Source organism: Parendozoicomonas sp. 2304DJ65-17, from assembly GCF_058148445.1.
Window position 1 is genome coordinate 804554 of the sequence record NZ_JBYVJV010000001.1, and the last position, 13553, is coordinate 818106.

Below are 13553 nucleotides of genomic sequence, written 5' to 3' on the forward strand. Positions count from 1 at the left end.
AAGCACTGCACCAATAACAAATACAACAAACTTCTGGATACCCGGGAGCACACGCTATATGGACATAACCAGAAATACCGGTCGTTTAACTGCCTCTGTTCTGATTTACCTTTTAACAGTCAACCCGGTGCTGGCCGCAGGCATTGTTATTGATGCCCAGTCAAACAACACAACAGTCTCTCAAGCCAGTAATGGTGTACCGGTTATTAATATCGCTACACCTTCGAATAGCGGTTTATCTCATAACCGGTTTACTGATTATAACGTTGAATCTGCAGGCGTTATTCTCAACAACCTGGCTACCGGCTCCGGAGTTTCTGAATTAGCCGGTACGCTGAATGCCAATAACAATCTGAATGGTATCAGTGCCAGCCTGATTCTTAATGAAGTGACCGGAACCAACCCCAGTGTTCTGCAAGGTTATACAGAGGTCTTTGGTCAACAGGCTGGTGTTGTAGTTGCCAACCCTTATGGAATTACCTGTAATGGCTGCGGCTTTATCAACACTCCCCGTGCCACTCTCACAACCGGCACTCCCATTATTGAAAGCGGCGCATTAACTCAGCTGGATGTTGATGGTGGCGCAATTGCTATTGAAGGCCTGGGGCTCAACGCCAGCAATATAGATCAGTTTGATATTATTACTCGTGCCCTCACCCTCAATGCAGAACTTAATGCCCAGTCACTGAACATAATCACCGGTCGAAATACTGTTGATTTTGGTTCACTCACTGCAACAGCAAAACAACCCGATCAATCCCCAACCCCAGCTTTCGCTCTAGATGCTTCTGCACTAGGCAGTATGTATGCTAACACGATCCAACTTATCGGCACGGAAGACGGTGTTGGTGTGCGCTCTCTCGGCGATATTGCGACCAGAAGTGGCGATCTTGCTCTGGATATAAACGGCAACCTAGCTCTAACAACAGCCTCAGCAAATAACATCTCATTGTCCAGTACTGGCGATATAGCACTGGCAGGAGATATTCACGCACTGAACCAGCTGACGATTGATACCAATGGTGCCGATCTTGCGATAGCAGCCATTACCTCTGCAGGAAATGATATTTCCATTCAAACTGGCCACTTACAACAAGACGGCAGCCTGCTTGCGGGGGTGAATGAGCAAGGACAAGTGAACACCAATGGTAAGCTAATTATTGATAGCGATAGCTTAAGTAACAACGGTACTATTCTTGGCACTGATAGTGTCACGATCAACACAGGTGAGCTGGACAACCAGAACGCCAGGCTACTTTCCGATAACGTCCTGACAGTTTCTGCCGCCAATATAAATAACACCGGTGGTTTGATTGATGCCGAAGGTAATCTGCAGTTAACTGCCTCCGATACTCTGACCAACAACAATAATGGTGAGCTGACCGGAGTTATCAGCAGCACCAGTGGCAACCTTACCCTTTCTACAGACAGCCTGACCAGCAATGGTCAGATCCAGGCTGCTCTGGGTCATTTAGATATTGCAGCCAGTAGCACACTCGATAATCAAAACGGGGTACTTATTGCTGACAGTGCATCTATTCAATCAGATGCCCTGGATAATAGTTCTGGTCGCATTGTTGCGAATACTCTGACTATCAACAGCAATACAACCACAAACAGTCAGGGGCAGATTCTTGCAGGAGCTGGTGGTTTAACTTTGTCTGGCGGATCTTTGGATAACCGTGCAGGCCTGCTGGAAAGTGCATCCTTCTTTAACCTGAATCTAAGCGGATTGTTTGACAACAGTTCAGATAACAGCCTGCTGCGTTCTCTTGGGCAGGATGATTTGCATTCCACTATCACAGCCAAACAGATCAATAACAGCAATGGTCTGATTGAAACCAATAATAACCAGTTAACCTTTAATACATCAGCCAGTACAGATCGTGAAAGCCTGATTAATAATAGCGGTATTGTACGTCACGCTGGTGCTGGCCTGTTTTCGCTGAATGCCAAAGGCTGGAACAACGACTCTGGTCGCCTCATTAGTAACGTCGATCTGATCGTCAATGCTGAATCACTCAGCAATATCGGTGGGTTTATCTCATCTGGATCAAGCCATTACATACTTAATGCAGACCTGAACAACAGGGATGGCCGAATTGAAGGTGATCACCTCAACATCCAGGCATTCAATCTCTATAACAATAATGGCAGCCTGGTACAGTTTGGTGAAGAGGACCAGGTCATCCTCATCACCGACAGTTTCTTGAATGGTGATTTCAATGAGCAAGAAAGTCAGTTTCTAACCAACGCCAAGAACAGTGAAATCTCCGCCAGTTATTTTGCTAACCACGGCTTATTGAATCATAACGGTAGTGGCACATTCACACTTGGCGGGCGCGGGGTAGATAACTTCTACCAGATAGGTAGCCAGGGCAATATCAGTTTTAACAGGGGGCGCTACTATCAAGAGCGTTCTGGCACCCTGCAAGCTGCGGGCAGTCTGTCGTTTACAGGTGTTGGGGCAGACATTCTCGGTGGCAGCATTAAGGCTTCCGATCTTATCGTCAATATGCCTGGCATGACATTCTTCCATGGCGCTGACACTGATATTCAAAACCATTTTGATATCTCTGTTGGCACCTTTTTGGGAGATTATGGTTCGCTGCGCTCACTGGCTCAAACCGGCAGCAGCCAGGTTATTGCAACAGACTACTTTTCTCTGGTTAATGGCCTGATCGCTACCAATAACCATGACCTGTTGATTAAAAGCCCCTCTGCTATTGGCAGTGAACGTGGCATTGAGCACAGCGGAGCGGGCACTTTCACTCTTGATATCAACGAGCTGCATGGTGATATCAACCTGATCAGTAATGGCCTGCTTGCAGCTGACAATATCATTAGCTGGGAGTTACAAGGTGGGAATGTTTCTGCAAACTCCCTGCGTTTAAAAGGGAATGGATCATTAACCAGTTTTGCAAATATTGGCGCAAACAATCTGATTATTGATCTGACAAAAAATCTTATTATAAACGCTGGAAGCCTGACCCAATTTGGTAACAGTAACCAGACTATTCGAGCCGGTTTCCTCCGCAATGATGGCACCATCTCAAGCAACGCCGAAGCGTTATCATTCCATGCTTCAACAATTGAAAACTACGGAAACGTCCTGCATTACGGAACAGGGTGGCTGACAGCAACGCCAACTCTGGCTTTCTCAAATCATGGAGACTGGCTGAGCAACAGCAACACATCCATTACCACTGACACGTTAATAAACTCAGGGACAATAAACAGTCAGCTGATGTCTCTGACAGCTCTTAACATTGATAACGCAAATGGTGAAATTAGGAGTTTTGGTGACCAGCTGACACTTACAGTCACTGATACATTGAAAAATGAATCTGGCCGCATCTGGTCAGAGAATAAAGGCATCTTGAGCGCCAACTTTCTGGATAATCGCAGCGGCATTTTTGAAGCTGATGATACGCTGAACCTTACTCTGAACCGACTCAGGCAATACAGCGATGACAGCCTGGGCGCAACGAATGGAGTTACAATTCGTAGCTTCGGGAACTTTGTGAATGACGGCACCCTGAAAGCTAACAATGACTGGACGTTTGATGTTGCCAACCAGCTTAATAACCGTGGCACCATATCTACTCTTGGCAATATCACCATTACGGCACAGTCGCTGTTAAATAATTACGATGCAACACTTTCCAGTGGCGGAAATCTCTCCGTTAACCTGACCGGTGATTTAACCAACAGAGCTTTGATCACATCTGGAAATGCGAACATCTCCGCCAGCACCTTATTGAATGATTACACCTTAGCTGCCAATCAAGATCTAACTCTCAACCTTTCTGGTAATAGCCAGAACTCTTCCCTGGTGTTTGCTGGGCATAACCTCAATTACTTCAGCGCTGGTGAGTTCCTTAACAACCGTGGCAGCCTGTTTGCCGGTAACAACTTTACTTATGCCCTGAATGCCGATTTAGCAAAAGGCGGTAAGCTTTCCAATCGTTCAGGTAGCATTGAAGCTTTTAATGGTGGCATAGGAATTTATGCAGCAAACCTGCTGAACACCAAAGATGAGTTTGCTCATCAGGTCTTCCAGACAACGGCTCCTATCGATCTCCGCTGCTCGGATTGCAGCGGTGATAACTATACCGGCCACGTGATAATCACCCGTTTCACTTCTGATGTAATAACAAAAGACTCACCTGCCGCTCAAATTCTTGCCAGCCAGGACCTGGTTATTGATACCGGGCACTTAGAAAACAAATACAGTCATATTCTTGCGGGAGGAGACATTACCCTCACCGGCTCGCAGCTCACGAACCTGGGCTTTTCCAGCGGTGAAGTGGTTGAAACAGAAAGCCGTTCAGGGCGTATGACAGACGGCACTTTCGATGGAACTTATGGACAAGTACAAAACTACAACAACGCAAAAGTAGAATGTACCTGGTGCATAACGACGGGTGACGAAAAAGTTTACCGGGTACACAACGGCACTGTCCCTTCCACTTTATACAGCTGGTGGTGGTCTGAAGACAGCAAGATTAAATCGTATATCCCCCTGGTTGAAGCACCAGGCCTTATTAAGGCTGGAGGCACTCTCAGCGGCAGTTTCACAGACCGCATTGATAACATTAACATCGGCCAGAATAGTGATGCTCCACAGATTACGGCCAGAAACGTACTGACCAATCCTAAAGGCCAGGTGTTGCAGGGCAATACTGCGAACCCTTTTGCCAGCTCCCTGGACAACACCCGCCAGGCTCATGAAAAGGCTCTCGCCACTGTCGCAACCCAGGCTCTGGCTTCGCCCCAGAAACACGGCACCGACATCACACTGAACGGTGCTATTGGCAATGCCTTTAATCCTCTCGCTACTCCTGGTTTTGAACTACCTGAAAGCCGTTACGGCAGTTTCCGCCCGGCTCTTAACCCCAATCATAACTACGTTATTGCCAGCAACCAGGTTCTCGTAGAATCAGGCCTCTTTACCAGTACTGACAATCTGGTGAAACAGCTGGGTATTGAAGTCGACAGCCTGCAAACCCGTTTGGGTGATGGGGTGTACGAAACCCGGCTGGTTCGTGACCTGGTGGCCCAGGCAACGGGTAATCGTTTTCTGCAACCTGAGTTCTCTAACGACACAGAGCAGTTCCAGTGGCTGATGAACAATGCTGCTGATGTTCACCAGGATCTGCAGCTAAGCCTTGGTGTCGCTCTCTCTGCTGAACAGGCCAAACAATTAACGACAGATATCGTTTGGTTGGTTGAGCAGCCAGTGAATGGTGAGAATGTTCTGGTACCAGTGCTTTATCTGGCTGGCGAGAACCGCACCCTGCAACACGACGGTGCGCTGATAGGTGGTAACGATGTTGAACTCACGACTGACGGCACTCTCAACAACAGTGGAGGGATTCGTGCCTCAGAAAACCTGATCACAAATGCCGGCCACAATCTGTTGAATACCGGTACCCTGCAGGGAATTGAGACTCTGCAGGCCACTGCCGCTGGCAACATTGTGAACCGGGGTGGCCATGTGGATGGTGGCCGGGTTCAGCTGGATGCCATAACCGGCAATATTGTGCATGAAACGGCCATTGTTCAAACCCATAGCGAAGAACAGTTCCGTGGTGCCAGTGCCCAGATCAGCACCGAAAAAGGCGATACTGCCCTGATTACGGCAGATGAGCTGACCCTCAATGCTGGCAACGATATTGAAGTTACGGCTGCACAGGTAAGAACGACTGACAGCCTGACCGCTGTTGCCGGTGAGAACCTGATCATCTCCAGTGATGAACTGCGTGCCCGCAGTGGTGGTGCAGGCAAGAAAGGTCATTCACTGAATGACAAGATCTGGCATGACGGCAGCTCTATTGAAGTGGGTGGTGATGCCAACCTCAATGCCGGAAATATTGCCGCTGTACAGGGCAGTCAGATAGACGCCGAAGGTGACTTAACGCTGCAGGCGGAAAACGGTGTGGCCATTGTCTCCGTACAGGACTCTGCAGAGTTCAGCTACAAGAAGAAATCCAAAAAGTCTCTTGGGCGGAAGGAAAGCCACAGCATTGATGCCAGCTCGGTAGAACAGAACAAGAGCCAGCTCAGTTCCGGTGAAACCCTCACAGTACAATCTGGCGAAGACATTCTGGTACGTGCCAGCCGCCTGGAAGGGGAAGAAGCGGTTCATCTTGAAGCCGAAGGTACCGTGACCCTTGGCTCGGCCAAGAACAGTGAAAAGTACGAAGAGCACAAATCCAAGGTTGGCACAGTCTGGCAGAAATCCAGCGGTGAAGGCCGCACCGATGAAACGGTTGTTCATACCGAGATCATCACACCAGAGCTGACCATTGCCGCCCAGCGTATTGAAGCGGACTTTAAGGGTATTGAAGGATTAACCCTGAAAGAAAGCGTTAAACAGCTGTCGCAAAACCCGGAACTGGCCTGGATGGCTCAGCTGGAGAATGACCCTCGGGTTGACTGGAACCGTGTACAGGAAATTCATGACCAGTGGGATTATGAGAGTGAGGGGCTGGCACCTGCTGCCGCTGTTGTAATTGCTATCGCTGTAGCTATTGCTACAGGCCCTCAAGGGTTTGCCTCAATCAAATTTACCGGACCTGCTGCTACAGCCATGCAGGCAGGTTATACCGCTCTGGCTTCACAAGCCACGATCAGCACCATCAACAACAAAGGTGATTTAGGTGCTGTATTTAAAGAGCTGGGCTCGAGTGACTCTCTAAAAAGCATTGCCACGGCAATGGTCACCGCAGGACTGATGGATAAGTTCCAGGTCAATGTGAAAACTGCCAAGGGGCTGGATCAGCTGGAGCACCTTGCAAAACAGACTGTTATTCGTGCCGGTGTGGATACAGCCATTAACGGCGGAAGTTTGGGAGATAACCTTGCTGCCAATCTCCAAAGCGGTCTGGTGCAAGTACTGGCGCAGGCAGCCAACAAAGAAGTTGGCGATTTTAGCCAGGGAGTACTGGAGGACGGAAATCCCGTTAAGGCTGCTATTCATGCAGCAGTAAGCGGAACACTGGCAGAACTAGCAGGAGGTAATTTTGCTGCTGGAGCTGCCACCGGCGCAACACTGGAGTTGCTCTCCAATGTTCTTGCCGAGATTGAAGAACCGCAGCTTCGTATTCAAGTAGCAGGATTGATAGGCGCCACAGTTGCAGCATTAACGACCGGTGAAGCTAATGATGCCAATATTGCAGCCATGCTTGGTGAAAGCCTGGCAGAGTTTAACCATTACTTCCATGAAAGGGATGCAAGAGGAAAGATCAGATTTGTTTTTGAGGATGAACTACCCGAGGGTGTAGAAGAAGATGACCTAATTGAAGTGTTAAAAGCTATGGCTGCTCAGCATGTAGAGCTGATCGGACAAACTTTTGATGCAACAGGTCTCAACCCCGCAGCCGTAGAATTCATAGCTAATAATGCGACTGTTTTCAGCCGTATATTTAAAGTAGATGACCATTATGCTGAAGCTAATCAAGCTGCGGAGCAATCCCAACAGCAGGAACTGGAAAAGCAGAGAGAATTTATTGATCAGCTTTCCAATGACCCCGCTCTGCTGGCAGTGTACACAGAGCTAAGCCAAATTGAACAACACAAAAATCAGCTTAAAGCGGATAGAGCTGATGCTGCACTCAAAGCATTAAGGGCAATAGAAGCGCAGGCACTTCAAGATCGTGTGTTAGGGGTGGCTTATGCAGAATACAAGAAAGAGCTGCTGAGCACGACAGAAACAGTCAAGCAGGGAGCAGCTACAGTAGGTGAGTTACTTGAGCCAGATGTTCTGGATGTTCTCTTTTCTGCTGGTAAAGTGGCAAAGTTTCTAGACTTGTACAAAAGTCTGGGAAGAGTTGTTCCAGCACCAATAAGCGATCTTCTCAAGATTGATAATCAGCTGAAGGCTATTGATAGGGGCGTGCTCCCCCCTGCAGAGGTATTGGCGAAATATGAGGCTGACCCTCTAGCTGAGGCTACAGCCAAGTACAACAATGATTTGAAGAAACTTGATGGAAATGTAAATACTGACGAAATAATCGACACAGATAACACATTCGTGTTACCAGGTTTAGATCGGCCAGTCAGAAAACCAAATGTAGATTTCCCGCCAAATGAATCATTGGTGCATGCTATGAATAATATGCCTATTTGTACCGGCACTGATTGTTCAGATATAGCTGCAAAATTATTTGATATAGCAGGGGAAAAAGGGAAGATTCTTGAAGTACGCCCTCGTAAGACTGGTGAACTGAATGTATTCGAAGAGGGGCAAAACGTTGGTGGACAATTTTATCACCAAGTATACTCAGATGGGCGCTACATTTATGACCCTCGTCTATCTAGTTCACCAATTCCTAAAGGTGACTGGGAACAACATATGAAGAAGATAAACCCTGACGGTGTGGTTATTTCTAATACCCCTGAGGGACTCTAAAGTGGAAGACCGTGATACCAGTTTGAAAGTGCTAGAAATGATTGAAAAGTATTGTGGTCGCATGGTCTGGCGCAAGTACCAACCTCGTTATCCCTCCGTATGGGAAAAAGGGGAATGGCTCACGGTTAGTGAGCCATTATTCCCGCCATTCTTGGCGTTTCGATTAAAAGATAACAACTGTAAAGAATTGAAATTTATTTTTTCGCTCATAGAAAAGTTTAGGGGTAATTTCAGGTGGGTTGTTTTTGAGCAAGAGCGTATGCATTTGAAGGGTAATAATTGGGTTGTTGCACCTGAATTTATAAAAGCAAAGGACACATCTTCAAATAAAACATATGAAATAAACCTTAACCAGAAGGCATTTGATGATCTAGATAATTTGGCAGCATTTATTGATGAAAGATTAAAAAAGAAAGCATAAAGGGGGCGAAGTAGATTAGCATGTACAGCAATACTCTACCCTCACCACAAAGCGCCCTACTGGGTGCGAAGTGACTTATAGAATAAAAAGCAGGGTTCAAATAACCCTGCTTTTTATTTTTCAGGTATGAGCTGAGAGCAAAGCCTTCTTACTTCTGCCCAACCAGAAACTCATCACTCAAAGTCAGTTCTTCATTGGAGTTCACACCAATACCACTGTCCAGTACCTGCTGGGCAATCTTCTTGGCATCTTCCAGTGAGTGCAGGGTGTAAGTGCCGCACTGGTATTCGTTCAGCTCTGGGATTTCCTTCTCACCGGCAACATTCAGGACCAAAAGGCGGGGTCACAAAAGGCGGGGTCAGGTCTTGCATCGTGCAACCACTCTGCTGACTGTTGAGTAATGTACACCGAAATAGTCTGCTATGGCTTTCATTGAGTAACCACCGGATTGCCAGGCACTGACAATGGCTTCATTACGAGTAACAGACTTTTGTTCGTAAAAGGATAAGGGTTTAGCAGAAGGGCGTGTTTGGGTATGGGGAACTTCAGATAGAGGTGCCCCCTGCTCTTGTAAAATAGCCTGTTGCCGTTCAATAAAGTGATCATTTCCCAAAAACACTTGTTGACGCAAGTCTTTCCAAACGTTTTGCCCAACACCGCCTACAACAAATGCTTGAAAGCGATCAATAGCTTGCTGTCGATGCGTGGAAAACTGCAACAGCATAGCGTCAGTGGCTAACCAAGGAGGAGAATGATGAACGCCAAGAGTATACAGATAGCTGCTCCACTTCCACTCATCAGCTGAGCCTACCATTCGTGCACGCACCGGGTTTAATACTACATATCGGCTGAGTTCCAAGAGATAAGCGGATTTATCAACCAGAATACTTTTGTAACGCCCCTGAAACAGATGCCCCACTCGGTTGTGCTGGTGATTAAATCGAAGACTGTAAACACCGTTTAACTGGCGCATACCTGCCGACAGGTTGGCTTCAGGCGTCTCGACTATGAGGTGGTAATGGTTTGTCATTAAGCACCAGGCATGGATCACCCAGTTACACTGAACACACACATCGCTCAGCACTTCAAGAAACAGGGAAAAATCACATTCCTCTCGGAAAATTGCTTTTCGCTCATTCCCTCGGGAAGTGACATGATACAGTGCACCAGCATATTCTAAGCGTAACGGCCTGCTCAAAAGTAATCTCTGCCTACTCTACAGAAAGAGATTAAAAGTAGACTGCAGTCCAAGTTATGCACGGTGCAAGACCTGACCCCTTTCTTTTGGTGGTGTGAAGAAGGCGGTAAATGGTAACAAAGTTGCCGATAACAAGGCTCCGGCTAATCCGAATTCGACAAGTGCTAAGACGGATGATGAGGCTTCACAAAAAGTTGATTGGAGCGTTAAGGAAAACAGCAGCTCTAGCTCTGGTGGCGCAAAACGTGCTGGGAAGTATAGCCAAAACTGGCCAACTGCTAACTTGAATACGGCAATTGAAAAATTTGCTGGCACATCTCCAAATATAACGATCACTCCAAAAGGGAAAAAAATATACACCAACCCGGACAATGGTGTACAAGTTGTGCAAGACCTTAATGGTAACTATTTTCGTATATACGACCCAAGTATTTCTGGTAAAAGAGCATACTTAGACTTGGATGGCACAGTACCTAATAATAAAACGCTAGAAAATGGGAAGAAATCTGGGCGTACTCAAGGTGAGTATAACCAAGTTACTCATTTCAATATCGAGTGATCAGAAATATGAAAGTAATTACTGTTCCTCTAACAGAGTCTGCAATGAAGAGGCTAGATCATAATGAATCTAGAGAGGGAGACCTGTTCGAGTTTTCGCTAGCCGAAATAGAATATAAGACTCTTGAGGAAAAGGGTCTTTTTGATGATCTGAATAGAGAATTAAAACTCATGATTGATAGTTACGAGGACGAGATCATCTCTTTTAATAAATTGGAAGAGGCATTGAGGATTGTAGAAAACTTCCAAGAAAAGTATCCAGATACTCCTAAAATACAGGAGTTTAAGAAGTCAATTTTGCTAGCAAAGACAAAGCAAACAGGAGTCTTTTTGTTCTTCTAGGGAGTAAAAGTAAAGACGGGGTCAGGTATTGCATCGTGCAACAATTCTGCTAACCGTTGAGTTATGGACACAAAAATAGTCCGCTATCGCTTTCATGGAAGCCAGGCGCTGACAATGGCTTCATCACGTGCGATAGAGTCTTGCTCATAAAAGGACAAGGGTTTTGCGGAAGGGCGTGCTTGGCTGGGGGAACTTCAGAGAGAGGTTTACCCTGCTCTTCTAAAATAGCCTGTTGTCGTTCAATGAAGAGGTCGCTTCCCAAGAACACCTGTTGATGCAAGTCTTTCCAGATATCCTGTCCAACACTGGCTGCAACAAGTGCTTGAAAACAATCGATAGCTTGTTGCCGGCTCTTAGAAAGCTGCAACAGACGCCCCACTCGGTTGTGCTGGTGATTAAATCGAAAACTGTAAACACCATTTAACTGACGCATACCTGTCGACAGGTTGGCTTCAGGCGTCTCAATGGTTTGTCATAAAGCACCAAGCATGGATCACCCAGTTACACTGAACACACATCGCTCAGCACTTCAAGAAACAGGGAAAAATCACATTCCTCTCGGAAAACTGCTTTTCGCTCATTCCCTCGAGAAGTGACATGATACAGTGCACCAGCATGCTCTAAGCGTAACAGCCTGCTTATAAGTAATCTCTGCCTACTTTACAGAAAGAGATTACAAATAGACTGCAGTTTAAGTTATGCACGGTGCAAGACCTGACTCCTTTCTTTTTAATTGCCTCACAGATGATTCATTATCATCTCCTGTAGAAGAATTTAATGGCGGTTAATAAAAAGGGCAGAGCATAACATTAGAGCCTCTGCTAATCCCTCTTACAGTGTTAGGAACACTAACTGGGTTGTCATGTATCTTTCTATTTTATTTTCATAGCTTAGTTTCTATGAACACTGCGCATAAAGGGAGGTTGCAATGTTTAATTCAGAATTTGTTTCTAAAATACCGGTCAGAAAAAATGGCCGCATCCAAATGGAAAACCAAAAGCCTGCGCAGGAATGCGCCTACTGCCATAAAGGCTTACGCAGATGTCAGATTGTTCAACAACTCTGCTGCGGGCATTTTTACCATTCACGCTGTATCGCTGAACAAATGAGTTCGTACCCGTCGGCCAGAGAAGGGTGTAAAATTTGTCATAGGGATATTTCTCTGCACACGCATCGATCCAGAAGCCACCCATACGATAGATGCTACCCTTGGCGCCCGCACTGCATGAGTCAGGCTCAGGATCCCGTTGAACGCGCCAGAGTTTACAAGAGCAGTGGTATGTTTGATACCAGCCTTGCTGATCCAGAGGAGTCTGATATCCAGAAGGCTATAACCTCCTGCCTGACTTCTGATCAGAACGCTCTCCTTCACAAACTCATGCTCGAGTCTAAATTCAGGAATGACTACAGTGAAATCTGTGAAAAGGAAACCTTGCGTCTGGAGCAACAAGGTATCACGAGCCTTAACTCTACTATGAAGTCAATTTTTACCAATCCCGATATCTTAAAAAAAATCGGGTTAGAATAAATAGTAAGTAAAAGAGTTAATAATCCTAGAGGGCGTTCTCAATTATTCTGAGAAGTAACTCACGTTTAAATAAGCCATTTGGATAACCGCCCCACGACTCTAGAGAGCGAAACATAGGAACAGTTTGGCTCTCTAAAGTTTCTTCTACATTACTACAGCCTTCGCTTTTAAAGAAAAGAAAACTTACTCCAACTGCTGTTGATAACTTTGGAAACTGTCAAAACATCCAGCTTTGCCACGACCACTCAAAAGTGCCTCCGTCACCAAATACCATAGCTTTCAGACCTCCGGCACGCTGCATGTCATATTTAATGTCATCAGAGAAACTTACCAGACAGCCGGTGTCCAAACGCAGGGTTTCATCGTTTAGTTGCCGCTCAACAACAGTACAGTCGGCATGAATAAAGCCATACCATAGCCTTCCAGCTGCTGCAGGATAAATCCTTCACCACCGCAAAGGGATCGGAGCAGGTTAACATGCACAATGCTCCTCCCCCCTCACTACAAGGTAGTTCTACCAAGTGCGAAGTGACTTATAGAACAAAGCCTTCTTACTTCTGCCCAACCAGAAACTCATCACTCAAAGTCAGCTCTTCATTGGAGTTCACACCAATACCACTGTCCAGTACCTGCTGGGCAATCTTCTTGGCATCTTCCAGTGAGTGCAGAGTGTAAGTACCGCACTGGTATTCGTTCAGCTCTGGGATTTCTTTCTCACCGGCAACATTCAGTACGTCACCCATGGCAGCTTTCCATGCATTAGCAACACGCTGCTCCTCTGGTGTTCCAATCAGGCTCATATAGAAACCTGTACGACAGCCCATGGGAGAGATATCGATAATCTCTACACCGTTGCCATTTAAGTGATCGCGCATAAAGCCAGCGAACAGGTGTTCGAGGGTATGAATACCACGCTCAGAGAGAAGGTCCTGGTTAGGGATGGTGAACCGCAGGTCGAACACAGTGATAGTGTCGCCACCTGGGGTTTGCATGGTTTTAGCAACTCGTACGGCAGGGGCCTGCATACGGGTATGATCTACACGGAAACTATCTAGCAAAGGCATATTCCGGCTCCAAATTTCACTACTCA

General features: G+C 46.4%; 10 protein-coding genes. 5 read left to right on the forward strand and 5 right to left on the reverse strand.

Annotated features, from left to right (window positions below):
- Positions 1 to 58 precede the first annotated feature (58 nt).
- On the forward strand, positions 59 to 8416 hold the full coding sequence (locus ACY2RR_RS03705; RefSeq protein ID WP_490106796.1) for a two-partner secretion domain-containing protein: 8358 nt from the start codon (positions 59 to 61) through the stop codon (positions 8414 to 8416).
- Between the two features lies 1 nt (position 8417).
- Entirely contained in the window at positions 8418 to 8837 is a 420-nt protein-coding gene (locus tag ACY2RR_RS03710) for a hypothetical protein (RefSeq protein WP_490106797.1), read from the forward strand.
- A gap of 148 nt (positions 8838 to 8985) precedes the next feature.
- On the opposite strand, the gene ACY2RR_RS03715 is transcribed toward ACY2RR_RS03710, so the two are convergent.
- Positions 8986 to 9171, reverse strand: a complete 186-nt coding sequence (locus tag ACY2RR_RS03715) for an S-ribosylhomocysteine lyase (protein WP_490106798.1) — start codon at positions 9169 to 9171, stop codon at positions 8986 to 8988.
- 24 nt (positions 9172 to 9195) lie between these two features.
- Positions 9196 to 10035, reverse strand: a complete 840-nt coding sequence (locus tag ACY2RR_RS03720) for a transposase (protein ID WP_490106799.1) — start codon at positions 10033 to 10035, stop codon at positions 9196 to 9198.
- A 94-nt stretch (positions 10036 to 10129) separates the two neighbouring features.
- On the opposite strand from ACY2RR_RS03720, the gene ACY2RR_RS03725 reads away from it, so the two are divergent.
- Entirely contained in the window at positions 10130 to 10594 is a 465-nt protein-coding gene (locus ACY2RR_RS03725; RefSeq protein WP_490106800.1) for a hypothetical protein, read from the forward strand.
- An 8-nt stretch (positions 10595 to 10602) separates the two neighbouring features.
- The gene (locus tag ACY2RR_RS03730; RefSeq protein WP_490106801.1) at positions 10603 to 10935 is read left to right on the forward strand and encodes a hypothetical protein; all 333 of its coding nucleotides are present in this window, start codon (positions 10603 to 10605) and stop codon (positions 10933 to 10935) included.
- A gap of 61 nt (positions 10936 to 10996) precedes the next feature.
- Here the strand turns inward: ACY2RR_RS03730 and ACY2RR_RS03735 are convergent, their stop codons facing one another.
- Positions 10997 to 11368, reverse strand: a complete 372-nt coding sequence (locus tag ACY2RR_RS03735; protein ID WP_490106802.1) for a hypothetical protein — start codon at positions 11366 to 11368, stop codon at positions 10997 to 10999.
- Positions 11369 to 11863: 495 nt separating this feature from the next.
- Between ACY2RR_RS03735 and ACY2RR_RS03740 the strand changes: the two genes are divergently transcribed.
- Positions 11864 to 12463: a hypothetical protein gene (locus tag ACY2RR_RS03740; RefSeq protein ID WP_490106803.1), complete on the forward strand. Its 600-nt coding sequence runs from the start codon at positions 11864 to 11866 to the stop codon at positions 12461 to 12463.
- A gap of 217 nt (positions 12464 to 12680) precedes the next feature.
- Here ACY2RR_RS03740 and ACY2RR_RS03745 read toward each other — a convergent pair whose 3' ends face one another.
- Positions 12681 to 12812 (reverse strand): hypothetical protein, encoded by a 132-nt coding sequence (locus ACY2RR_RS03745; RefSeq protein WP_490106804.1) that lies wholly within the window; start codon positions 12810 to 12812, stop codon positions 12681 to 12683.
- 202 nt (positions 12813 to 13014) lie between these two features.
- Positions 13015 to 13527, reverse strand: a complete 513-nt coding sequence (gene luxS, locus ACY2RR_RS03750; RefSeq protein WP_490106805.1) for an S-ribosylhomocysteine lyase — start codon at positions 13525 to 13527, stop codon at positions 13015 to 13017.
- Between the last annotated feature and the right edge of the window lie 26 nt (positions 13528 to 13553).